At 70.5% G+C, this 23501-nt stretch carries 22 protein-coding genes; 10 read left to right on the top strand and 12 right to left on the bottom strand.

What is annotated here, in order from left to right; all coding sequences use genetic code 11:
- The first annotated feature begins 58 nt into the window (after positions 1–58).
- Both ACH442_RS11840 and ACH442_RS11835 read left to right on the top strand, forming a co-directional pair.
- Positions 59–775 (top strand): TetR/AcrR family transcriptional regulator, encoded by a 717-nt coding sequence (locus ACH442_RS11840; RefSeq protein WP_396337930.1) that lies wholly within the window; start codon positions 59–61, stop codon positions 773–775.
- Between the two features lie 29 nt (positions 776–804).
- Complete coding sequence (locus tag ACH442_RS11835) at positions 805–1287, top strand: hypothetical protein (protein ID WP_396337929.1); 483 nt, start codon at positions 805–807, stop codon at positions 1285–1287.
- Between the two features lie 239 nt (positions 1288–1526).
- Here the strand turns inward: ACH442_RS11835 and ACH442_RS11830 are convergent, their stop codons facing one another.
- Entirely contained in the window at positions 1527–2459 is a 933-nt protein-coding gene (locus tag ACH442_RS11830; RefSeq protein ID WP_396337928.1) for an NAD-dependent epimerase/dehydratase family protein, read from the bottom strand.
- A 109-nt stretch (positions 2460–2568) separates the two neighbouring features.
- Here ACH442_RS11830 and ACH442_RS11825 point away from each other — a divergent pair, with 109 nt between their 5' ends.
- The 5 genes from ACH442_RS11825 (at position 2569) to ACH442_RS11805 (ending at position 8414) form a co-directional block, all read left to right on the top strand.
- Positions 2569–3504 (top strand): LysR family transcriptional regulator, encoded by a 936-nt coding sequence (locus tag ACH442_RS11825; RefSeq protein WP_396337927.1) that lies wholly within the window; start codon positions 2569–2571, stop codon positions 3502–3504.
- 160 nt (positions 3505–3664) lie between these two features.
- Positions 3665–3835 carry a BBE domain-containing protein gene (locus ACH442_RS11820; RefSeq protein WP_396337926.1) on the top strand — a complete coding sequence of 57 codons (171 nt, stop codon included), beginning with the start codon at positions 3665–3667 and terminating at the stop codon, positions 3833–3835.
- Between the two features lie 85 nt (positions 3836–3920).
- On the top strand, positions 3921–5768 hold the full coding sequence (locus ACH442_RS11815; RefSeq protein WP_396337925.1) for a BTAD domain-containing putative transcriptional regulator: 1848 nt from the start codon (positions 3921–3923) through the stop codon (positions 5766–5768).
- A 12-nt stretch (positions 5769–5780) separates the two neighbouring features.
- Positions 5781–6275 carry a nuclear transport factor 2 family protein gene (locus tag ACH442_RS11810; protein WP_396337924.1) on the top strand — a complete coding sequence of 165 codons (495 nt, stop codon included), beginning with the start codon at positions 5781–5783 and terminating at the stop codon, positions 6273–6275.
- A gap of 132 nt (positions 6276–6407) precedes the next feature.
- A complete protein-coding gene (locus tag ACH442_RS11805; protein WP_396337923.1) occupies positions 6408–8414 on the top strand; it encodes a prolyl oligopeptidase family protein in 2007 nt (668 codons plus the stop codon).
- A 158-nt stretch (positions 8415–8572) separates the two neighbouring features.
- Here the strand turns inward: ACH442_RS11805 and ACH442_RS11800 are convergent, their stop codons facing one another.
- Entirely contained in the window at positions 8573–8959 is a 387-nt protein-coding gene (locus ACH442_RS11800) for a response regulator (protein WP_396337922.1), read from the bottom strand.
- A 308-nt stretch (positions 8960–9267) separates the two neighbouring features.
- On the opposite strand from ACH442_RS11800, the gene ACH442_RS11795 reads away from it, so the two are divergent.
- A complete protein-coding gene (locus tag ACH442_RS11795; protein ID WP_396337921.1) occupies positions 9268–10107 on the top strand; it encodes an LLM class flavin-dependent oxidoreductase in 840 nt (279 codons plus the stop codon).
- A gap of 39 nt (positions 10108–10146) precedes the next feature.
- Here the strand turns inward: ACH442_RS11795 and pilO are convergent, their stop codons facing one another.
- The 9 genes from pilO to ACH442_RS11750 form a co-directional block, all read right to left on the bottom strand.
- Positions 10147–10737 (bottom strand): type 4a pilus biogenesis protein PilO, encoded by a 591-nt coding sequence (gene pilO, locus ACH442_RS11790; protein WP_396337920.1) that lies wholly within the window; start codon positions 10735–10737, stop codon positions 10147–10149.
- Positions 10738–10747: 10 nt separating this feature from the next.
- Complete coding sequence (locus ACH442_RS11785) at positions 10748–11422, bottom strand: hypothetical protein (RefSeq protein ID WP_396337919.1); 675 nt, start codon at positions 11420–11422, stop codon at positions 10748–10750.
- Positions 11419–12447 carry a type IV pilus assembly protein PilM gene (pilM, locus tag ACH442_RS11780; protein ID WP_396337918.1) on the bottom strand — a complete coding sequence of 343 codons (1029 nt, stop codon included), beginning with the start codon at positions 12445–12447 and terminating at the stop codon, positions 11419–11421. Before pilM ends, ACH442_RS11785 begins: the two co-directional genes overlap by 4 nt.
- Before the next feature lie 47 nt (positions 12448–12494).
- Positions 12495–13277 (bottom strand): prepilin peptidase, encoded by a 783-nt coding sequence (locus ACH442_RS11775; protein ID WP_396337917.1) that lies wholly within the window; start codon positions 13275–13277, stop codon positions 12495–12497.
- 82 nt (positions 13278–13359) lie between these two features.
- The gene (locus tag ACH442_RS11770) at positions 13360–13869 is read right to left on the bottom strand and encodes a type IV pilin protein (protein WP_396337916.1); all 510 of its coding nucleotides are present in this window, start codon (positions 13867–13869) and stop codon (positions 13360–13362) included.
- A 92-nt stretch (positions 13870–13961) separates the two neighbouring features.
- Positions 13962–15194 (bottom strand): type II secretion system F family protein, encoded by a 1233-nt coding sequence (locus ACH442_RS11765; RefSeq protein ID WP_396337915.1) that lies wholly within the window; start codon positions 15192–15194, stop codon positions 13962–13964.
- Position 15195: 1 nt separating this feature from the next.
- Entirely contained in the window at positions 15196–16317 is a 1122-nt protein-coding gene (locus ACH442_RS11760) for a type IV pilus twitching motility protein PilT (RefSeq protein ID WP_396337914.1), read from the bottom strand.
- Between the two features lie 87 nt (positions 16318–16404).
- Entirely contained in the window at positions 16405–18072 is a 1668-nt protein-coding gene (locus ACH442_RS11755) for a GspE/PulE family protein (protein WP_396337913.1), read from the bottom strand.
- 69 nt (positions 18073–18141) lie between these two features.
- On the bottom strand, positions 18142–19119 hold the full coding sequence (locus tag ACH442_RS11750; RefSeq protein WP_396337912.1) for a GlxA family transcriptional regulator: 978 nt from the start codon (positions 19117–19119) through the stop codon (positions 18142–18144).
- 53 nt (positions 19120–19172) lie between these two features.
- Here ACH442_RS11750 and ACH442_RS11745 point away from each other — a divergent pair, with 53 nt between their 5' ends.
- Positions 19173–20453 carry an MFS transporter gene (locus tag ACH442_RS11745; protein ID WP_396337911.1) on the top strand — a complete coding sequence of 427 codons (1281 nt, stop codon included), beginning with the start codon at positions 19173–19175 and terminating at the stop codon, positions 20451–20453.
- Between the two features lie 203 nt (positions 20454–20656).
- Here the strand turns inward: ACH442_RS11745 and ACH442_RS11740 are convergent, their stop codons facing one another.
- On the bottom strand, positions 20657–20959 hold the full coding sequence (locus ACH442_RS11740) for an STAS domain-containing protein (protein WP_396337910.1): 303 nt from the start codon (positions 20957–20959) through the stop codon (positions 20657–20659).
- Positions 20960–21067: 108 nt separating this feature from the next.
- Between ACH442_RS11740 and fxsT the strand changes: the two genes are divergently transcribed.
- Positions 21068–23488: an FxSxx-COOH system tetratricopeptide repeat protein gene (fxsT, locus tag ACH442_RS11735; protein ID WP_396337909.1), complete on the top strand. Its 2421-nt coding sequence runs from the start codon at positions 21068–21070 to the stop codon at positions 23486–23488.
- Positions 23489–23501 lie beyond the last annotated feature (13 nt).

Raw genomic sequence — 23501 nt, 5'->3', positions numbered from 1 at the left:
AGATAAAACTAGACCGCTAACTGCGTACGGGTCAAGCAGTAAGTGCTAGCGTAGATCCGTGGACACCGAGATTCCCCGCTACCTACTGCAACTCTGGGGCCGCGACGCCGGCCGCCGCCGTGGGCCCAAACCGACGTTGAGCCTTCAGGAGATCGGCGTGGCCGCGGTCGGTGTCGCCGACCGCGACGGACTGGACGCGGTGTCGATGAAGGCGATGGCCGCGCACTTGAACGTGAGCACCATGTCGCTCTACCGCTACCTCGACTCCAAAGAAGAGCTTCTGTCGCTGATGCTGCACACCGCTTACGGCCGGCCCGACCTGCCGCCGGCCCCGGACTGGCGGACCGGCATCGAACGGTGGGCGTCCGCGCTGGCGGCCCGGCTGATCGAGCACCCGTGGATCGTGAACGTCCCGCTGGCGGAGCCGCCGCTGGAGCCGAACCCCCTGCACTGGACCGAGGCCGGCCTGGTCGCGCTGGCCGGAACCGGGCTGACCGTCCCGCAGCGGCTCTCGACCCTGCTCGTCATCGACGGTTACGTACGTTCACACACCGCGCTGATCCTGCAGCTCGGTGCCGTGGGATCGACTCGCAAGCCACGCGTGCCACCGGGGACCTACGGGCATCGGATCGCCGAACTGGTCGATCCCGACACCTTTCCCCAGCTGGCACAGTCCGGCGCCGCGCCACCCCAACCGGACTTCCACACCGCGCAGTACGCCTTCGGCCTGGCTCTCATCCTGGACGGCCTCACCATTCTGATGAACCGCACCTGACCGGATCCGACGAAGGACAGAGGAGAGTCATGCAAACCTCCGGTGGGGCCCGCGTTCCGCGCAGCCCTTCGCCCATCCGGGCGGCCCGGGTACTGCTGGCGCTCATCGCGCTCAGTCACCTGGCGGTGCCGATCGTCATGCAGGTCGACCGAGGTGTCCTTCACGACGAGATCGCGTCCCGGCATCCCGGCTTCGGCGCGACGGCGGTCACCCGGTCCGTCGACATCGCGGTCACCTCGGCGGTCGTCTTCCACGGCGTCCTGCTGGTGCTCTGCGCGGTGCTGATCGGCAAGCTGCGGACCGCACAGCCGTGGACGCGCCGGCTGACGACGGCTTCACAACTGCTGTCGGTGGCATTCGGTGCGTTCTCCTGGTCGTCCACACCGATGTTCCACGCGGTCATCCCCGTCATCGGTGCTGTCCAGCTCGTCACCGTCGTGCTGCTCTGGGCGCCTCGATCGGCTCGGGCGTTCTTCGCCGAGGGGATCCGGAGGCGAGCTGCCGCCGTGTAGCGAGCGTTGACCCCTCCGCAGCGCGGCGAGCCCCGGTCCCACGACCAGCGGGTTCGAGTCGGCAGCCGGCAGGCCCGCCCGTGAGCGGAGGGCTTGGGTTCGCGGCGACGCGACCTGAGCTCTTCTTCGTGTCTGCCCCCGGGCCGAGGCTCGGAAGCAGACACGTCACGGGTGGCCTCGGTCAGGAGACGCCGAGCGCTCGATGATCGGCGCGGCTCGGGTGGGTCGCGGTGGTGTGGTCAGGCGGCGGCGCGGGTGAGCGATTCCCGTACGGCGTTGAGGCCTTCGGCCTGCGTCACGACTGGCCGGTATCCGAGTTCGGCGACCGCTTTGCCGGTGCGCAGGGTGCAGACCTGCTCCAGGAACCAGCGCGCCGGAACGGGGATGGCGCCGGCCGCGGTGGCGGCGTCGATGTCGGGGATGGTGGCGTCGAGTCCGTAGATCGCGAAGTTCGTCTCGAGGAACTCGCGGAGGGTCACGCGGTGCTGATCGGTGATGAAGTACGCCTGGCCTGACCGGCCGTGCGTCCATCCCCGGACGAGTCCTTCCACCGCGTTGTCGACGAAGGTGACGTCGGTGGTGTGCCGACCGCCTTCGATCCAGGCGAACTGGCCGTTGCGGGCCGCGTGGAGGAGACCTTCGATCAGGGAGCTTTCGGGTCCCCAGACGAACCGCGGCCGGATCGACACGGTGGTGAAGCCGGGCGCGTTCGCGGCCAGGACCAGTGCTTCGGCTTGTGCTTTCGTCGCGCAGTACGCGGCTTCCGAGTCCGGCCGCAGCGGGGCGCTCTCGTCGACGTCGATGAGTGGCTCGCCGGCCAGCAGGGCGGATTCGCTGCCACAGTGCACGAAGCGGGCGACTCCGGCTTGCCGGGATGCCTGGAGGGCGGCTCGGGTGCCGCCCACGGTGATCAACTCCTGCCGCTCGCGACTGGCCGTGATGTCGGTCTCCGCGGCCAGGTGGAACAGCACTTCGCTGCCTTCGGCGGCGGCGCTCCAGGTGGCCGGATCGGTCAGTTCGCCGTGCACCGGCTCGGCGCCCAGTGCGGCCACGACGTCGGCGGACGCCGCACTGCGGACCAGGACCTTGACCGCGTGTCCGCCGGTCACCAGGCGATGTACCAGTCGCCGGCCGATGAAGCCGGAGCCGCCGGTGATGAAGGTCTGTGCCATGTCGTACTCCCGTGGTCGTGATGGTCTCTGCCCGGTAACAGCAATCGGCACCGCTTCCCGCTTCCCTCAGAAGCATTTATCTATCGGGCGGCACCGATAAGATTTCCGAATGGCTTCTTTGCGTGCGCTGGAGTGTCTGGTCGCCGTCGCGGACACCGGTTCGATCACCGAGGCGGCCCGGCTGCTGCACTCGTCGCAGCCCGCGGTGTCCCAGCAGATCGCCACGCTCGAGCGGGAAACCCGCACACCGCTGCTGCGCCGGGAGTCCCGAGGGGTCTCGCTCACCCCGGCCGGGCGCTCTGCCGTCGCCGATGCCCGGCGAGCGATCGACGCGGCCGCGTCGGCGGTGCGCTCGGCTCGGGCCGTGGGGGAGGCGAAGGGCGGATCGCTGCGCCTGGTCTGCGCACAGAGTCTGACCGTGCCACTGCTCGCTCCGGTGATCCGTGCCTGGCATCGGCTCCATCCGGAGGTGGCGATCGGCATTCGGGAGGCGGTCACGCCGGACGGCCTGTTCAGCTCCGTCGATGGGGCCGAGGTCGACGTCTGGGTGCTTCCCGGTCCGGCGAGTGACCACCTCACCTCGACCTTCATCGCGGAGGAGGAGATCGTCCTGACGGCATCGACGGATCACCCGCTGGCGGAGCGCGGATCGGTGGAACTCGCCGAGATCGACGGTGCGGATCTGGTGCACTTCGCGCCGGACAACGGCTTGAGCAGCTGGCTCGACCGGTCGCTCGGCGCCGCCGGGCTTCGTCTCCATCCCGTGCTGAGAACGTCGGTCACCTCGGCGGCACCCCAGCTCGCGGCGGCCGGGCTCGGCATCGCGATCAGTCCGGTCAGTGCGGTCAGCGCCGGCTTCCCGGGCGTGGTTCGCTCCTTTTCGCCCCGGTGGGTCCGGCAACTGTTCGCGGTGACACCGGGGGCACCCGACCCCCTCGCCGCCCGGTTCATCGCCGATCTGCGCGCTCGTGGTGTGCGAGTGCCCCGGGACGTGCGGAGACAACTCGATGACAACCCGGAGCGGGGTGTGGCCGGCCCGTGGTGAGGGCCCGGCTGTCAACGGTTCGTCTGCGCTGCGTCGGCGGGCGCTGGTGGGCCGGTCTGCGTACGTCGGAGTTCGTCCTCTGGGTCGTCACCGTCGGCGCCCCGGACACGACCGGGCCGGCCCTGCGCTGGACCGGTGAGCTGTTCGACGGTCGGGAGCCGTGGGCGCTGGAGGTAAGCACCTCAACTTCATCGGTCAGGAGGATCTGGCCGACGAGGCGGTCCGCGCGGCCTATCCGGCCGCCACCTACGACCGGCTGGCGCGGGCGAAGGCCCGGTACGACCCGGCGAACCTCTTCCGGCTCAACCACAACATCAAGCCCGCCGTCTGATCAGCGCACCGGAATCCGTATCCGATCGTGCAGCTCACGTAGGGAAGGGCTTGGCGTACGCTGCCTGCCCCGTGAGGATTCAACCGTGAGATTCACTCTGCTGGGCCCGGTGCGGGTCATCACGGAGGCCGGTGACGCCGATCCGGGGGCACCCCAGCAACGCGGGCTGCTGGCTCTGCTGCTCCTCCGGAACGCGCCGGTGCCGATCGACGACGTCGTCGTCGCGCTGTGGGGCGACCACCCGCCGGCATCGGCGCACAGCACCGTTCGTACGTATGCTGCCCGCCTGCGACAGGTCCTGGCCGGGGGCGAGGCCGAGCTGCGCCGGTCGGCGAGTGGCTATCACCTCGTGCGTAACGGCGCCGGTGTCGATGCGGACGAGTTCGACCGGCTCGTCGGCGCCGCGCGCGAGGCCCGGCTCGGCGGGGACGTCGACGGCGCGGCCGGCGCTCTGCGTGCCGCGCTCGATGCCTGGTCCGGCCCGGCGCTGGGTGGCGTCCGGGCGGAGTTCGCCGCCGCCCAGCGCGCCCGGCTCGAGGAGTCCCGGCGGGCCGCTCGGGAGCAGCTGTTCACCGCGGAGCTGGCTCTCGGCCGGCACGAGGCGGTCCGCGCGGAGATCGGCGCGGCCGTCGCCGATCGCCCGCTGGACGAGCGCCTGACCGAGCTGTGGATGACCGCCCTGCACCGTTCCGGGCAGACCGCAGACGGGCTCGAGGCGTTTCGCCGGCTGCGCACCGGGCTGCGTGATCAGCTCGGCATCGAGCCCGGTCCCGAGCTGCAGCGGCTGCATCAGCGCCTGCTGCAGGGAGCCGGGGCGGCCACTGCGCCGGAGGTGACGGCCGGGCCGCGGCCCGGCCGTCCGGTGCAGATCCCGCCGGACATCCGGGACTTCACCGGCCGTCACGAGGAGATCGACCGGCTGCGCCGGGTGCTCACCGAGGACGGCGGGATACCGGTTGCCGGTATCACCGGTCTCGGCGGGTCGGGCAAGACGACTCTGGCCGTGCATGTGGCCCATGCTCTCGCCGACAGCTTCCCGGACGGGCGGATGTACCTCGATCTACGCGCCCGTACCGGCCGCTCCATGACGGCGTACGAGGCTCTGGGACCGCTGCTCCGCTCGATCCGAGCGGACATCTCGTTGCCCGGCACGACGGCCGAGCGTTCCGCGCTGTGGCGCACGGTCACGGCGGGACGCAAGATGCTGGTGATCCTCGACGACGCAGGCACCAGCACGCAGGTGGATCCTCTGTTGCCCAGCTGCGCGGTGATGGTGACGGCGAGTCGCCGTCTCCTGGAGTTGCCGGCGATGGCGTGGCAGCGGCTCGGTCCGCTGAGCGACCAGGAATCGCTGCGCCTCCTCGGTGAGATCGCGGGGCATCGGCGGGTCGGGGCCGAACCGGACGCGGCCCGGGAACTGGTCGCGGCCTGCTCCGGGCACGCCCTGTCGGTGCGGGTGGCCGCTGCCCGGCTGCTCGACCGGCCGAGGTGGACGGTGCGGCAGATCATGGAGCAACTGGCGAACGACCTGCAAGAACCGGTCGTCATGCACGAGGACTGCAAGATCGTCGATGAGCCGATCCGGCGGGCGGAGGCACGACTCGGGTCGATGTCGGCCGAGGTCTTTCGTCTGGCTGCCCTGGCTGCCTCGCCGCTGCGTACCGTTGCCGAGGTGACCGCGATGACCGGGCTCCCCGAGGCCGAGGCACGTGCCGCTCTGGAGGAGCTCGTGGATGCCCACCTGGTGGAGACCCTCGACGTCGACACTTACCGGTACCCGGTACTGATCCAGGCCTTCGCACGGCGCCGGGCCGCACAGGTGGAGGGCCCGGATCGCTGCCGGGCAGCCTTGGCCGCCCTGAACAGCAAGCCGGCCGCGGGGCGACCGGCCCGGCATCTACGTTTCGTCGGCGTTGTGTCTGCGCCCGCTTGATGGGGTGAGTACATGACCGACCTGATCGACACCTCCGCGACCCTCGCCGGCCTCATCGACCGAGCCGCGATCACCGACACACTCCACCGCTACGCCGCCGGCCTCGACCTGAACGATGCCGACCTGCTCACCTCCGCACTCACCGAGGACGCCGTCGTCGATCTCGGCCCGGCCATGCGGCGGATCGGGTACGACTTCCCGCCGCTCGCCCCGCGGGAGACCGTCGTCACCGCCCTGATCGGTGCGGTCGGGCCGCTGGACTCCAGCCACGCCATCAGCAACGTCCGCATCACGATCGACGGCGACAGCGCCACGGTGCTGGCCTACGCCCAGGCTCAGCATTTCAAGCCGGGCTCCGGGTCCGACCCGGCGGTGACCCGTCACGCCCTGATGATGAACCGCTACACCGCCACCATGGTCCGTGACGGCGAGCAGTGGCGTATCCGGCATCTCGACATCGCCAACGCCTGGTTCGAGGGCGACGCGCTGATGCTGCTCGGCGAGTGAGGCAGCGGCGGCATCACTCGCTCGGGTGGTGCCGCCGCTCTCGTCGTCAGGGTCGCGTATCGCGATGTGAGGGTTGGCAACCGCGGTCCCGGGGTGCGATGGTCGAGCCATTGATCGGGGCTGGGGGTAGCTGTGCCGGACGACGACCGTTATCTCTGGCTCGAGGACCTGGACTCGCCCGAGGCGCGGCGCTGGGTTGCCGAGCGCAACGCGGAGACGCTCGATTCCCTGGCCGGTGTCGAGTTCGCGCGGCTCAAGGACGCGATCCTGGAGACGTTCGACAGCAAGGAGCGGATTCCGTATCCGGGCTGGCGCGGCGACGGCTTCTACTACGACTTCTGGCGCGACGCCGATCATCCGCGCGGGCTGTGGCGGCGGACCACTCCGGAGCAGTTCCGGCGGGACGAGCCGGAGTGGGATGTGCTGCTCGACGTCGACGCGTTGAACGCGACCGAGGGCACGAACTGGACCTGGAGCAATGTGACGGTCCTGCGGCCGGGTTATGACCGCTGCCTGGTCAGCCTGTCCCGGGGTGGCGCCGACGCGGTGGTGGTCCGCGAGTTCGATCTCGTCGAGCGGGTTTTCGTCGACGGGTTCACACTGCCCGAGGCGAAGACCAGCGTGAGCTGGATCGACGTGGATCACCTCTACGTGGCCACGGATTTCGGGCCGGGTTCGCTGACGCCGTCGGGTTATCCGCGGATCGTCAAGCAGTGGCGCCGCGGCACCCCGTTGGCCGCGGCCGAGGTGGTCTTCGAGGGGCGGCCCGACGACGTCGAGGTGTGGGCCGGTCATGATCCGACGCCCGGGTTCGAGCGTGACCACATCCTGCGGCTGGTCGACTTCTACCGTCGTGATCTGCTGCTGCGTTCACCGTCCGGCGATTTCGTGCGGCTCGATGTCCCGGAGGACGCCGGCTGCGACTGGCATCGGGAGTGGTTGCTGATCCGCCCCCGGTCGGCGTGGACCACCGGCGGGGCGACCTATCCGGCCGGGGCACTGCTGGCGACCGATTTCGACGATTTTCTTTCCGGCGTACGCCGGATGACCGTGCTCTTCGAGCCCGACCCCCACACGTCGCTCCGCTCCTGGTCCTGGACCCGCAACCACCTGCTCCTGGTCACGATGACCGATGTCCGCACCCGCGCGTTCGTCCTGTCGCCCGGCCCGGCCGGCTGGCGCCGGGAGCCGCTGGGCGACGAGTCCGCGGCCGAAGACCTGGCGATCGTCCAGACCGATCCGGACCGCGACGACTCGTACCTGATCTCGTCGGAGGGTTTTCTCCGGCCGGACACGCTCAGCCTCGGTGTGGTCGGTGGCCGGACCGAGGTCCTGAAACGGGAACCGGCGTTCTTCGACACGTCCGGCATGACCGTGCGACAGTTCTTCGCCGTTTCCGCCGACGGTACGCGCGTGCCCTATTTCGTCGTCGGCAGTCAGCCGGACGCACCGACGATCCTGAACGGGTACGGCGGTTTCGAGGTCTCCATGACGCCCGGTTACAGCGGCGCGTGGGGTCGCGGCTGGTTCGCGCGCGGCGGCACCTACGTGGTCGCGAACATTCGTGGCGGCGGCGAATACGGTCCCGATTGGCACAAGGCGGCGATCCGGGAGAAAAGATTCCGCGCGTACGAGGATTTCGCCGCGGTCGCCGTCGACCTCGTCACCCGGGGGATCACGACGCCGGAGCGCCTCGGCATCACCGGCGCCAGCAACGGCGGGCTGCTCATGGGCGTCATGCTGACGCGATATCCGGAGCTGTTCGGAGCCGTCGTGGCGTCTGTCCCGCTGCTCGACATGCGCCGGTACACGAAACTGTTGGCCGGAATGTCCTGGGCCGCCGAGTACGGTGATCCCGACGTCGAGGCGGACTGGGCGTTCCTGCGTGACTATTCGCCGTACCATCAGGTCCGGCCGGACCGGCCGTACCCCCCGATTCTTTTTCTGACCTCGACCCGCGACGACCGGGTGCATCCGGGGCATGCCCGCAAAATGGCGGCGCTGCTGCGCGAGCTGGGTCACGAGGTCGCCTATTACGAGAATGTGGAGGGTGGGCACGGCGGCGCGGCCGACAACGATCAGGCCGCCACCATCGAGGCCCTGAGCCTGGAATTCCTCTGGCGCAAGCTCAGGGGCTGACGCCGGGTTCCGGCAATCCGGCCGGGGGCGTCCGCGCAGGATCAGTCCGGGTCGTCGCCGGGGGCGACCGGGCCGCGGCGGGCGCCGGGACGTTCGTTCTCGGGGAAGCCGGCGCCGGGGCGCCGGACTTCCCCCGACCGCGGACCGGCTGAGGAGCCTCACACCCCCAGGTGGCGCCGGCTGATCAGGCTCTGCAGCTCGGTGACGAGAGCCTTCGGCGCGAGCGGCTTCGCCAGGTAGCCGTCCGCGCCCGAGATCAGCCCGGCGTTGACGTCGTAGGCGTGGGCATTTCCGGACACCATCAGGATTGCCATCTCGCGGATGTCGGGGTTGCTGCGCGCGAGCTGGCACAGTTCCATGCCATTCATCGCGGGCATCCGGACGTCGGTGATCATGCCGATCGGCTTGGCGACGGTAAGGATCCGGGCCGCGGTGTGCCCGTCCTTGGCGCCGAGGGCACGGTATCCGGCCGCCTCCAGGCTGACCGTCAGCAGGTCACGGACGTCGGCGTCGTCATCGGCGATCAGGATCAGGTTCTGGTTCATGCGGGCTCCTCCTCGGCTACCTCCCTCTCATCGTCGGTCGCCCGCCGCGGACCAGGTATTGCCGGTTGCGGATCAGTAGCGGTCAGAGAAAGATCAAATTCAAGGGATTCACTGCCTCTCTCCGCCGGGGTCCGGACCGTCGCTCCCGCGGGGACCCTTCCGGGCCGAGCAGGGCGCGGGGCGCCCAGAACGCTCGACCCGTAAGGGCGACGTCCGTGGGTGGTCGCGGCCAGAGCACAGAACCCGACCTCGTCTGCCATCGGCAGAAGAAGCCGGCGGATCACGTGGCGGGTCGGAAGAATCCGCGCATGGCCACTTTCTCGCTGCAGGCGCAGCCCACCGACGCCACCGCATGGCTCGACCTGGCCAGGCGCGCCGAGGCCGCCGGCTTCCACGCCCTCTACACCCCCGACCACCCCGGCACCTCCACGTCACCGTTCGTCGTGCTGGCCGCCGCGGCCGCCGTCACCAGCACGATCCGGCTCGGGTCGTACGTGGTGAACGCCGGCGTCCGCGAGCCGATCCTGATCGCCTCCGACGTCGCCACCCTCGACCTGGTCTCCGGCGGCCGGGCGATCCTCGGCATCGGCGCCGGTCACACCCCGGCCGAGTGGACCGCGGTCGGTCGTGAGCGCCCCGGCGTCCGGGGACGGGTCGACCACTGCATCGCGGTTGCCGAGGCCACCGTCCGGATGCTGGCCGGCGACGGCATGGCCGGGCCCCGCCCGGTGCAGGACCGGGTGCCGCTGATGTTCGGCGGTGGCAACACGCGGTTGCTGCGCTGGGCCGCCACGAACGCCGACGTGATCGCCCTGGCCGGCCTGGGTCGCACCCTGGCCGACGGGCACATGCACACCGCGAGGTTCCGCATCGAGGACGTGGACGCGCAGGTCGAACTGGCCGGCGGGACTCCGATCGAGACGCTCGTGCATTACTTCGAGGTGACCGATGACGCCGGCGCGGCGTACGCCCGATTGGCCGCGGAGGCCGAGGTCAGCGAGGGCGAGATGGCAGCGACGCCCTATGCCCTGGTCGGCACCCTGAGTGAGATCCGGGCGAAGCTGGAGCGGATCGAGGCCCGGTGGGGCATCACGCGGTTCGCGGTGCGCCGCCCGGCCTTCGACGCCGTCGCCGAGCTGCTGCGATGACGGTGGCCGGCCGCCGGTGAGGGGCGGCCGGCCGTCGGGTCAGTTCGTGGTCACCGTCGTCGTGCTGTCGTCCGGGTTGCGGAAGGCGTTCAGCGTCAGCGCGAGTTCGGCGAGGCCGGTTCCGTCGAACTTCAGGTTGGCCGACTCCACCAGCACCGCCCGTGGCTGGGTGCTCTGCAACTGGTTGATGAAGGTGCTGATGGCCTTGACCGAGCCCTTGGCGTTGAGCGAGATCGGCAGCTCCTCGACCGTCGGCACCACGGTGGACTTGGCGCGGCCGGTCGCCGAGTAGGCGTCCACGTCGATCTCCAGCTTCATCCCCATCACCTGCAGCTGGGTCAGGAACGCGGGGATGTCGTCGGCGGGAATCTCGGCGCCGGTCGGCAGCGCCTTCATCAGCCGGCTCTCCTCGGCCTTGTAGGTCGAGAGCTTGGCGTTGTCCGCCTTGAGCTCGGCCAGGTTCTTGCGCAGCGTGGCGAGCTGGACCGTGGTTTCCTCCACCTGGCCCTGCATCTCGGAGGCCTGGGCGTACTTCGGATTGATCATCAGGAACCAACCGGCGGCCACCAGGAGGGCGACCAGTCCGATCCCGCCGAACAGCCAGACGCGGTCGGAACGGAGCAGGCTCATCAGTGGTCTCCTACGAGCACTTCGTGGTGTATGTGCCGCACATCGCGACCTTGGTCAGCGACACCGAGAGATTGAAGGTGACACCCTCCGTGTCGACCCCGGAGACGTTGCTGACGAACGGGTCGGTGAAGCCCTTGGACTTCAGGGCGACCAGCGCCAGGACGTATTTGGCGACGGCCTTCTTGTCCGGCGCCTTGCCGCTGATGTTGATCGTGCCGATCACGTCGCCGGTCGTGCTGCCGGTGTTGTCCCGGGCCAGCTGTCCGGTGAGTTCGGTGACGGTCACCTCGTACGTGGCGCCGGTGGTGCGGACCAGGTCGAGCACGGCCTGCCAGGGCACGTCCTCGGCCATCAGCTTGCCCAGCTGGCCCGTCATCTTGATGTTGGTGTTCTTGGTCGTGGTCAGGTCGCTGTACGCACGCTGACCCTTCTGCACCTGGGACACCTGCTCGGTGACCGACGCGAAGTCGGCCTCGGCGTCCCGCTTCTGTACCGTCGCGTGCCAGTACCAGGCGCCGAGCATGGCCACCACCAGCACCACCGCGACGATCACGGCGGCGCGGGTACGCCGCGCCCGCCGGCCGGCGCTGATGTCCTGCGGCAGCAGGTTCGCGCGGATCGGCAGGATCCGGTTCGCGTGCTGGGGGGAGACCGACGGGTCCAGCGGCATCAACGCGGTCGTCATCGGCCGGCTCCCAGGGTGAGGCCGATCGACACGGCCGCCGACGGCACGAAACTGTCGAACCCGCGCTCCCGCGCCCGGCGGGTGTCGCGCAGGCGAGAGGTGCTGTCCGCGTACATCACGGTGATGCCGCCGAGCTCGCGCTGCAGGTGCTCGGCGAGCCCGGGCATCAGCGCGCCGCCGCCGCACAGGGCCAGCCGGGTGACCTGCTTCTGCCGCTCGCCCGAGGCCAGGTAGGTGAAGGAACTGCGCAGCTCGCTGGAGAGCGGCCGCACCGCGTCGGTGATCGCGGCGACGCTGTCCGGGTTCCCGTCGCCGTGCAGCCCGAAGCGGCACTTGAGGTCCTCGGCCTGCAGGGCCGGGATGCCGAGCCGGGTGGCGATGCTGTCGGTGATCTCGGCGCCGCCGCGGGGCAGCGTCCGCACGAACAGCGGCTCGCCGTCCGCGTGCACCACCACGCTGGTGATGTCGGCGCCGATGTCCACGATCGCCTCCACCTGAGCGTCCAGCCGGGAAGCCGAGCGCAGCAGCGCGAACGAGGCCAGGTCGACGCCGGTGACGTGCAGGCCGGCCTTCTCCACCGCATGCACCAGGTCGGTGACCGCGTCCTTGGGCATGGCGATCAGCAGGCCGCGCACGGTCGGGCTGTCGCCGGGCTGCTCCAGCGGGTAGAAGTCCAGCAGCGAGCGCTCCACCGCGAGCGGCAGCGCGTCCTTCACCTGGAACGGCAGGGCCTGGCGCATCTGCCCGGCCGGCAGGTTCGCGATCGACATCTCCCGGACCACCAGCTGCGGGTTGGTGACGCCGAGGCTGACCCGTTTGGTGCCGAAGCGGGAGGCGGCCCAGAGCTGCTTGAGCGCACTGGTCACGCCGAGCGGGTCCTGCACCACGCCGCCGTGCACCGCGCCCGGCTCCAGCGGGATCTGACCGAAGTTGCTCAGCGAGTACTCGTCCCGCGTGCGGCGGACCTCGACGGCCCGGATGGAGGATGAGCCGATGTCCAGCCCGATCGGTGTTGCGCCAGCCATCGGCCGTCCTTTCCGTGCGTGCGGGGTGTCCTACGGGCTATCGGTCGTTACGCGAGCGGGGTGAGCAGGTTGGCGTACCAATCCGCGATCGGTGCCGCGGCGAAGACCGCCAGGAACGCGCCGGCCAGCATGTACGGCCCGAACGGGATCCGGCTCTTGCGGCCGGCCGCACCGGCGAGCAGCAGAACCGCACCGGCCACGCCGCCGAGCAGGAACCCGGCGAACGCGCCGATCGCGACCGCACCCCACCCCAGCCAGCCGAGGTAGAAGCCGAGCAGCGGGGCGAGCTTGACGTCGCCGCCGCCCATGCCGAACGCGCCGAGCACGCGGTAGAGCAGATAGAGCATCAGCGCCGCGACCGCGCCCCGGAGCAGGGCGGACGGGTCGCCGGCGAGCAGGGCGGCCGGGGCGAGCAGGGCGGTGGCCACGGCGTACGAGGGAAGGACGATCTTGTCGGGCAGCCGCATGACGTCCAGGTCGATCAGGGCCAGGGCGACGGCGACGGCCGCCAGGTAGAGGTACCCGGGCAGGGCCCAGGACCAGCCGAACCGCGCGGCCACCGCCACGAACAGCGCGGCGGTGCCGGCCTCGACGAGCGGATAGCGGGCGCTGATCGGGGTGGCGCAGTCGGCGCACCGGCCGCGCAGCATCAGCCAGCCGAGCACCGGGACGTTGTGCCGGTTGCGGACGGCGTGACCGCAGTTCGGGCAGTGCGAGCCGGGGTGGACCAGCGACTCGTCGCGCGGCACCCGGTGGATCACGACGTTCAGGAAGGAGCCGACCGCGAGGCCGAGCACGCCGACGACGACCAGCAGGGGAAGCAGTGGCATGCGGGGTCCTCTCGGGCGGGCGGGTGGCGCCACCAGTGGTGACGCCACCCGTTACTGCGTACCGCTCGGCGGCGGTGCCGGATCAGCTGCAGGTGGACGAGCCGGGCGTGGCGCCGGTGGTGGCGGTCTTGACCGAGCCACCGACGGTGGCGTCGTACAGGTAGGTCTTGCCGCTGCCGCCGGTGTTACGGGCACAGATCTTGTAGCTGTTGGTGCCGGACGGCGGCACGTAGGTCAGCTCGGTCTTGTCGGAGACGGTGATCGTGCCGGCCGAGCCGCCGGTGGTCGCCGTGAGCGTGATCGTGGGCGAGGTCCCGCCGGTGATGATGCTGGTGGCCGCGCTGGCCGGGTAGGTGTTGCCGTTGCTGGTGTAGTACTGCTCCACCGCGCTGATCGCGCCGCGGACGTCGGACTGGGCCGACTTGTCGGCCGCACCCTGCCGGTAGTTCAGGTACACCGGCACGGCGATCGCGACGAGGACGCCGATGATGACGACCACGACCAGGAGTTCGATCAGGGTGAAGCCTTCGTCGTCCTTCTTGGCGAGGATGTCGTCACGCTTGACGGCCAGCCGGTCGATGACGTTCTGCATGTGGGGTGCCTTTCAGGGCAGGTGTGGGGTGGGAGAACCGGCCGTCGGGACTCGGCCGGGCACTGCGGCATGCGACCTTGCACGCGGGAAAGTCAGCTCGACTGGATGTTCTGGTAGATCGTGAACATCGGTAGGTAGAGGCAGACGACCATGCCGCCGACCACGGCGCCCATGACGAGCACCATGATCGGTTCGATCGAGGCGGCCAGGGACTCGGCGGCGGCGTCGACTTCTCTGTCGTAGAAGTCGGCAACCTTGTCGAGCATCTGACTGATCTGACCGCTTTCTTCCCCGACCTCGATCATCTGGTTGACCATCTCGGGGAAAACCTTGTGGTGCCGCATCGACGAGGACATCGGCTGACCGTCACGGACGGTCGCCTGGATGTCCTTCATAGCGATGTTGATCACCTCGTTGCCGGTGGTCTCACCGACCACGGCGAGGGCCTGCATGACCGGCACACCGACGTTGAGCAGCAGGCCGAGGTTCCGGGAGAACCGGCTCATCGCCAGTTTCTGGAACAGCGGGCCGAAGACCGGCAGGCGCAGCTTGAACTTGTCCACCTTGAGGCGGAAGTCCGCGCTGCTGCGGTGCTGCCGCTTGTACGCCACCGTGGCACCGATCCCGAGCCCCAGCACCAGCGGCCCGATCCACCACATGTTGTGGCTGGTCGTGACCAGGAACTGGGTGATCGCCGGGAGTTCGCCGCCGAGGTTCTTGAACATCTGCTCGAAGATCGGGACGATGAAGATCAACATTGCCGCGATCAGCAGGAACGTGAACCCCAGGACGATCGCCGGGTAGGTCAGCGCGCTCTTGATCTTGCCGCGGAGGGCGGTGTCCTTCTCCAGGCTGTCAGCGATCTGCTCCAGCGCCCGGTCGATCATGCCGCCGGTCTCGCCGGCCCGGATCATCGCGACCATCAGCCGCGGGAAGACCCGGTCGTGCTTGGCCATCGACGCCGAGAGCCCACCACCGGTGGCCACGTCCGAGCGCACCTCGCCGATCGCCTTCTTCAGCGGCGGCGCCGAGGTCTGCTCCTCCATGATCGACAAAGAGCGCAGCAGCGACATGCCGGAGGCGGTCATCGTGGCGAACTGCCGGGCGAAGACCGCCAGGTCCTTGAGCTTGACCCGGTTGCCCAGCCCGGGGATCTTCAAGTCGCGCTGAAGACCCTGGCCGGCCTCGGTCAGGCCGAGCGGCACCTCGCCGCGCTGCCGGAGCATGTGGGTGGCCGCCGCCTCGTTGGGGGCCTCGATGGTCCCCTTCGACTTCTTGCCCGAGGCGTCGATCGTGTTGTACGCGAAAGTCTTGTTGGTGCTCATGTCAGTTCCGCCCGACGAGCCGCTTGAGTTCTTCCGCCGAGTGACTGATCTCCAGGGCGGTCGCCATCGTGATGACGCCCTCCCGCACCTTCTCGGCCAGGTGCTGGTCGAAGGCGAGCATGCCCTCGTTGCTGCCGGCCTGCATGAACGACGGGATCTGGTGCGACTTGCCCTCGCGGATCAGGCTCCGGATGGCCGGCGTCGCGGTCAGGATCTCGCAGATCACCGCGCGGCCCTTGCCGTCCGCACGCGGCGCCAGCGCCTGGGTGACCACCCCCTGGAGACTGGCCGCCAGCTGCGCGCGGATCTGCAGCTGCTGGTGCGGCGGGAAGATGTCGATGACCCGGTCGATGGTCTGGGTGGCGCTCTGCGTGTGCAGCGTCGCCAGCACCAGGTGACCGGTCTCGGCCGCGGTCAGCGCGGTCGACGTGGTGGTCAGGTCCCGCAGCTCGCCGACCAGGATGATGTCCGGGTCCTGCCGCAGCGCGTGCTTGAGCGCGCTGGCGAACGTCTCGGTGTCCGAGCCGACCTCGCGCTGGTTGACGATGCTGCGCTTGTGCGGGTGGAGGAACTCGATCGGGTCCTCGATGGTGATGATGTGATCGGCCCGGCTGCGGTTGGCCAGATCCAGGATCGAGGCCAGCGTGGTGGTCTTGCCCGAACCGGTCGGGCCGGTCACCAGCACCAGGCCGCGGGGCAGGTGCGCGAAACGGCCGACCGACTCCGGCATGCCCAGCTCGTCCAGCGGCTTGATCTTGTGCGGGATGGCCCGGAAGACCGCGCCGCACGAGGTGCGCTGCCGGTAGAGGTTGCCGCGGAAACGCGACACCCCGATGATGCTGTGCGCGAAGTCCATCTCCTGCTCGGTCTGGAACGTCTCCCACTGAGCCGGGGTGACCGCCGCGCGGGCGAGCAGCTCGGTGTCGGCGGCGTTGAGCTTGCCGTACCCGGGGACCGGGCGCAGCGAGCCGTCCACCCGCATCATCGGCGGCGAGCCGACCGTGAGATGCAGGTCCGACCCGCGCGACTCGACCAGCGTGACCAGCAACTGGTCGAGCACGGCGAGGTCGTCCGCGCTACCGGCGGACTCCGCGACTGGCGCCTCGCGCTCGATCGTGTCCATCTGCTGTTCCGGCCCTCTCCCGTGCGTGTCCCGACATTTGTTCAATCGGCACGACGAGAATCCGGTTTAGTTGCGACAAGGGAGCTGTCACACCGCCACGCGGGACACCTCGCGTACGGAGGTCAATCCGCCGGACGCCTTGGCCAGACCGTCCGCCCGCAGGTCGTACATGCCCTGCGCGACCGCGACCTCCCGGATCTCACCGGCCGGTGCGCGCCGGATGGTCAGTGACTCGACCTCCGCGCTGACCGGCATCACCTCGTGCAGCGCGATCCGGCCCTTGTACCCGGTGTTCGCGCAGTTCCGGCAGCCGACCGGGCGGTAGAGCACGTTCGGGAACGGCAGGTCCTCCAGCGGCCACCGGGCGGCGTAGATCTCCTCCTCGGTCGGCGCGTACGCCTCCTTGCACCAGTCGCAGAGCCGCCGTGCCAGCCGCTGGGCGAGCACGCAGTCCAGCGACGAGCCGACCAGGAACGGCTCGATCCCCATCTCGGTGAGCCGGGTGATCGCGCCGGGCGCGTCGTTGGTGTGCAGCGTGGAGAGCAGCAGGTGACCGGTGAGCGCCGCCTCGACGGCGATCTGCGCGGTGGTGCCGTCCCGGATCTCACCGATCAGCACCACGTCCGGGTCGGAGCGCAGGATGGCCGGCAGCACCGCGGCGAACGTCAGCCCGGCCTTCACGTTCACCTGCACCTGGTTGATGCCGCGCAGGCGGTACTCGACCGGGTCCTCGATGGTGATCACGTTGACCTCGGGCTTGCTGATCCGGCCCAGCGTGGCGTAGAGCGTGGTCGACTTGCCCGAACCGGTCGGACCGGTGACCAGCACCATCCCGTGCGGCTTGGTGAACGACGCCTCGAACCGGGCCAGGTTGTGCTCGGTGAAGCCCAGCTTGCGGATGTCCAGGTCGATGCCGCCGGTGTCGAGGACCCGGAGCACGATCTTCTCGCCCCACACGGTCGGCAGCGTCGCGGTCCGCAGGTCGACCGTGCGGTCCCGGATCAGCGCGGTGATCCGGCCGTTCTGCGGGACGCGCTTCTCGGTGATGTCGACCCCGGACATGATCTTGATGCGGGACGTGAGCGCGGCCATCACGCCCTTCGGCACGATGTCGACCTCGTGCAGTACGCCGTCGATCCGGTAACGCACCCGCATCTCGTCCTCGGTCGGCTCCAGGTGCAGGTCCGAGGCGCGGTTCATGACGGCCTGCTCGATCAGGCTGTTCACGTAGCGGACGATCGGGGCGTCCTCGGTACTGGTCTGCTGCGCCGACATCCCGGCCGCGTCGTCGGCCCCCGCGTCGGCCAGGTCACCGAGGTCGCTGTCCTCCCGCTGCAGCTTCTCGATGATCCGCCGGACCTCGCTGCGGGCCACCACCACCGGGCGGACCGTCATGCCGGTCGCGGCCCGCACGTCGTCGAGCGCCACCACGTCGGCCGGGTCGGTCACGCCGACGACCAGCTCGCCGTCGTTGATCGCCAGGCCGAGCACGCGGTGCCGCAGCACCACCGGCAGCGGGATGCGCTTGAGCGCGGTCGGGTCGGGTGTGAAACCGACCAGGTCCAGCGTGTTGATGCCGAACGCGGTGGCCGCGGCCTGGGTCAGCTGCTCCTCGGTGACGACCTGGTCGTTGATGAGGACGGCCCGCACCGGACGGCCGCTGCGCAACGCCTCCTCGGCAGCCGCGTCGACCGCATGCGGGTCAACGCCGATCTGCTTCAGGGCATCGAGCAGCGGACGGAAGGTTTGGTCCATGGAATCCTCAACCGCGGCGGCACAGGCTATACACCCCTCCATCGGACACTTCGCCGCAAAACTTAGGCGCTAGGAAGCGTGCCGGAATGTCCGTCGATAGGTGGACGGGGCGACCCCGATCGTGGCGTGCAAATGCTGCCGCAGCGCGGTGGCGCTGCCCAGCCCGGCGCGGCGGGCCACCACGTCCACCCCCAGGTCGGTCGACTCCAGCAGCAGGCGGGCGTGCTCGACCCGCTGGCGCAGCAGCCACTGCCGCGGACTGGAGCCGGTCTCGTCCCGGAAGTGGCGGGTGAACGTGCGCACGCTCATCCGGGCGTGTGCGGCCATCTCCTCCAGCGTGACCGGCTCGGCCAGCCGATCGAGCACCCAGGCGCGGGTCGGTTCGGTGCCGCTGCCGGCGGCGGCGGGGACCGGACGCTCGATGTACTGCGCCTGGCCACCGTCCCGCCACGGCGGCACCACGCAGCGCCGGGCCGCCCGGTTCGCCGCCTCGGCGCCGTGGTCGGAGCGGATGATGTGCAGGCAGAGGTCCACCCCGGCGCCGACCCCGGCCGAGGTCAGCACGGTGCCGTCGTCGACGAAGAGCACGTCGAAGTCCCACCGGACTGCCGGGTAGAGCCGGCGCAGCCGCGACTCCCACCCCCAGTGACTGGCCGCCGGCCGGCCGTCGAGCAGCCCGGCCGCGGCGAGCACCGAGGCGCCGGTGCAGATCGACACCATCCGGGTGCCGCGGGCCGCGGCGGCCCGCAGCGCGTCCCGGATGACCGGGTCGAGGGTGCCGTCGGTCATCGGGCCGGTGCCGTGAATGCCGGGGATCACGATCGTGTCGGCCACCTGCAGGGCGCTGAGGTCGTGGTCGGGCACCACGGTGAAACCAGCCGCGCTGTGCACCGGGCCGGGGCCGCAGACCCGCACGTCGTAGAGCTGCTCGTCGTCGCAGACGCGGGCGGCCCGGAACACCTGCGGGGGCACGCCGAGATCGAAGCCGACCACATCGTCCAGGACCAGAACCGCAAGCACATGGGGCATGGCCCAATTCTTGCGCATGATGGCCTCCCGGCCACTCGTCCGACCGGGCCGGCCTCCGGAGAATTCAGGTCGTGAAAGCACGCCTCCACCCCGCATGGTCGGTCGCCGCCGTCGCGTTCATCGCCTTGATCGGCGCGGCCGGCTTCCGTTCCACTCCGTCCGTCATGCTCGAACCACTGCACGCCGAGTTCGGCTGGTCACTCGGCACGATCTCCGCCGCCGTCTCGGTGAACCTGCTGCTCTACGGCCTGACCGCCCCGTTCGCCGCGGCACTGATGGCCAAGTTCGGCATCCGCCGGGTCGCGGCCGTCGCGCTCGGCCTGGTCGCGCTCGGCTCCGGGCTGACCATCCGGATGAACTCCAGCTGGCAGCTGATGCTCTGCTGGGGCGTGCTCGTCGGGCTCGGCACCGGCTCGCTCGCGCTCGGTTTCGTCGCCACGATCACCGGCCGCTGGTTCGTCAAGCACCGCGGTCTGGTCACCGGCGTGCTCACGGCCGGTGGCGCGACCGGCAACCTGATCTTCCTGCCGGTGCTGTCGCGGATCACCGAGGCGCACGGGTGGCGCACGGCGGCGCTGACCGTGACCGGGGTCGCGCTCCTGGTCGTACCGCTGATCCTCTGGCGCCTCCGGGATCACCCGCAGGACCTCGGCGTGACCGCTCTGGGCGGGATCACCGACCCGCCGGTGAAACCGACCGGGAACGCCGCGCGGACCGCTCTCACCGCCCTGCGTGACGCGGCCAGGACACGGGCGTTCTGGCTGCTCGCGGGCGGATTCGCGATCTGTGGCGCGACGACCAACGGCCTGGTCGGCACGCACTTCATCCCGGCCGCGCACGACCACGGCATGCCGAACACCACCGCCGCGAGCCTGCTCGCGCTGGTCGGCGTCTTCGACATCGTCGGCACGATCGCCTCCGGCTGGCTCACCGACCGGGTCGACAGCCGGGTCCTGCTCGGCGGGTACTACGCGCTGCGCGGCCTCTCGCTGCTGGTCCTGCCGTCGATCCTGGCGGCCACCGCGCACCCGAGCATGCTGGTGTTCATCCTCTTCTACGGCCTGGACTGGGTCGCCACCGTGCCGCCCACGGTCACGCTGTGCCGCGAGTACTTCGGCGCCGCCGGACCGGTCGTCTTCGGCTGGGTCTTCGCCTCCCACCAGTTCGGCGCCGCGATCGCCGCCACCGCCGCCGGTCTCGTCCGTGATCAGCTCGGTGCGTACACCTGGGCCTGGTACGGCGCCGGCGCCCTCGCCGTCCTCGCCTCCCTGCTGAGCCTGATGCTCTTCGCCGGCAAACACCTCAAGCCCATCGCCCCCGGCCTCGGTCTCGCGGTCCCGACAGAGGCTTAGAACATCTGCGCGTACGCCCGTGAGCCGCCCGTCCGTCGCGCCGCATCGCGCGCTGCTCGTGCGGGCGGGGTGCGTGCGGCGGGGTGGGGGACCGGGAGGGCGGCGGCGCCGGGGCGGCCCGGCACCGCGCGGTGCCGCGGACTGCTCGGCGGGGCCCCGAGTTCCGGTGGCGTTGCGCGGGCGTACCGGAGAAGGGGGTTGATCTAAGGGGTTACCTCGACGACCTCGAGCAGGCCGCTGAGGACGAGGATCTGGCGCACGTTGCTGCTCGGGCGGGCGAGGCGGAAAGCGATCGCCTGGTCGCGGGCCCGCTGGAAGCCGGAGATCAGCGCGCCGAGGCCGGTCGAGTCGATGAACGCGACGTCGTGCATGTCGACGATGATCTGGCGCGGGCGACCGGCGACGGCCTCACCGAGCGCGACCCGGACCTGTTCGACGGTGAGGACATCGATCTCGCCCGACAGCGACACGGTGGTGATGGCGCCGTCGGCATCCAGCCTGGTCACTTCTTCGATCACCGGGGGGCCTTCCGTCTCGCCGGGCGCGTGCCCGCTTTGCTGTGGCGGGGGTTCCACGTACGGTAATCGGCATCACCAACACGTGAGGAGCACGGTGTGCCGATCCGTGGCGGTCTGCCGCCGCGCAATCCCCGCTTCGTGGGTCGTGACGACCTACTGTCCCGCGTGCGCGGCCTGCTCGGCAACGGTCCTGTGGTGTTGTTGCCGAGCCCGGACCATCAACTCGGCGGGACAGGACGTACCCAGTTGGCGGTGGAATATGCCTACCGTCATGCTGACGCGTACGAATTGGTGTGGTGGATTCCCGCCGAGCAGAACGCGGGAATGCGCGCCGCGCTCGCCGGTCTCGCGCAGAAACTCGGGCTGCCCGAGGCGCGCGACCTCAACCGGACGCTCGGCGCTGTCCGGGACGCGTTGAGCCGCGGCGAGCCCTACCGGCACTGGCTGGTCGTCTTCGAGAACGCGAACCGGCCCGAGGACATCATGCCGTACCTGCCGTCGGGCGCCGGTCACGTGCTCGTGACCAGCCGGAACCCGCGCTGGACGGCCGAGGTCGCGCAGGCCCTGCCGGTGCCGGTCTTCGACCGGGCCGACGCGGTCGACCTGCTGCGCGACCGTGCGCCGGAACTCTCCGCGGAGGATGCCGACCGGCTCGCGACCCGGCTCGGTGACCTGCCGATGGCGCTGGATCTGGCCGCCGCCGTGCGCACCGCCACCGGCTGGCCGGTCGGGGAGTACCTGGAGCGGTACGACCGCCGCGCCGCCGAGCTGGCCTTCCCCACCCCGGTCCGGATCACGTGGGGTCTGGCCGCCGACGCGCTGGGCGAGGCCGCCCCGGCCGATCGGGTGCTGCTGGAGCTGTGCACGTTCCTGGCCAGCGCCCCGGTCTCCTGGCAGCTGCTCTGGGCGGCCCGGACGCTGCAGCTGGAGCCGGAGGTGGCCCGCACGGTCCGGGTCGAGCGCCGGCTGCGGGCGGCGATGCGGCGGATCGCCCGGTTCGGGCTGGCCGGGCTGGACCCGTCCGGTGCGCGGCTGACCGTGCACCCGCTGATCCGCGGCATGTTCGGGCAGGAGCTCAGTTCGGAACGGCACGCCGAGCTGCTGCGCATCGTGCGCGGCATGCTGTCGGCGGCCGACCCGGGCGACCCGGACAACCCGGCCGGGTGGTACCGGTACGCCGAGCTGGCCCCGCACCTGATCCACTCCGATCTGCTGGGCGGCGACGCCGAGGAGGTCCGCCAGCTGGTGATCAACTGCATCCGGTTCCACTTCGCGCGCGGCGACTACGACTCCAGCCGCGAGCTGGCCGGCTCGGCGGTCGCCCGCTGGCGCGACGGGCTGGGCGAGTCGGCCGAGCAGACCCTGCTGGCCTCGTTCCACCTGGCCAACGCGTTGCGCGCGGTGGGGCGCCCGGCCGACGCGCGGAACCTGAACCTGCAGACCCTGCGCACCCAGCGGGAGGTGTTCGGCGCCGACGACGAGGCGACGCTGGCCACCGCGAACAGCGTCGGCGGGGACCTGCGCATGCAGGGGCACTTCGGGCAGGCGCGACAGCTCGACGCGGACAACCTGGTGCGCTACCGCCGGCTGTTCGGCGAGAGTTTCCCGACCGCGCTGCGCTGCGCCAACAACCTTGCCATCGACCTGCGGCTGCTCGGTGACTTCCGGGGCGCCCGGGCGCTGGACGAGCAGACCCTGCGGCACCGGCAGGCGATCTTCGTGGACGGGCACCCGGAGACGCTGTCGTCGCGGGCCGCGCTCGCCTACGACCTGTACGGGCTCGGCGACTACACCGGGGTCGCCGGCGTCCTGGCCGGGCACGCCGAGCAGGTCGCCGAGGACCATCCGTTCGCGCTCTGGGCCGGGCGGCTGACGGCGATGGCGGCGTACCGGCTGGGCCTGGCCGAGGCCCGTGACCTGGCGACCGCGAACCTGGAGGCGTGCCGGCAACGGTTCGGCGACCTGAACGTGGACACCCTGGCGACCGCGTTGTCGCTGGCCAACTGCGTGCGCGCGGCCGGTGACCTGGCCGCCGCGCACGAGCTGCTGGAACGGGCCGTCATCCGGTTCCACGCGGTGCTCGGGGACGAGCATCCGTTCACGCTCGCGGCGTCGGCCGGGCTGGCCGGGGTGGTGCGGGCGGCCGGGCGGTTCCACGAGGCGCGGACCATCGACGAAGAGGTGCTCGGCGGGTTGCGGCGCAGCGTGGGCGCCGATCATCCGTTCACGCTGAGCTGCGCCAACGGGCTGGCGGCGGATCTGTTCGCGGCCGGGGAGGCGCAGCCGGCGCGGGAACTCGCGGCGGACACGCTGCGGCGGTCGCGGGTGGTGCGCGGGGTGGACCACCCGGACACGGTGGCCTGTGCCTGGAACCTGGCGCTGGCGGATCAGGACGAGGCCGGGCAGCAGCAGGCGGTGGAGGCGCTGGGAAAGGCGTACGGCGACGGTCACCCGGTGTTCCGGGTGACCGCCGCCGGTCAGCGTCTGGAGACGGATGTGGATCTACCGCCCATCTAGATGGCCTCGCTTC

It is taken from the genome of Actinoplanes sp. NPDC020271 (assembly GCF_044388125.1).
GTDB lineage: Bacteria > Actinomycetota > Actinomycetes > Mycobacteriales > Micromonosporaceae > Actinoplanes.
Note: the sequence above shows the minus strand (reverse complement) of the source record. Positions and strands in the feature narration are given on the sequence as shown.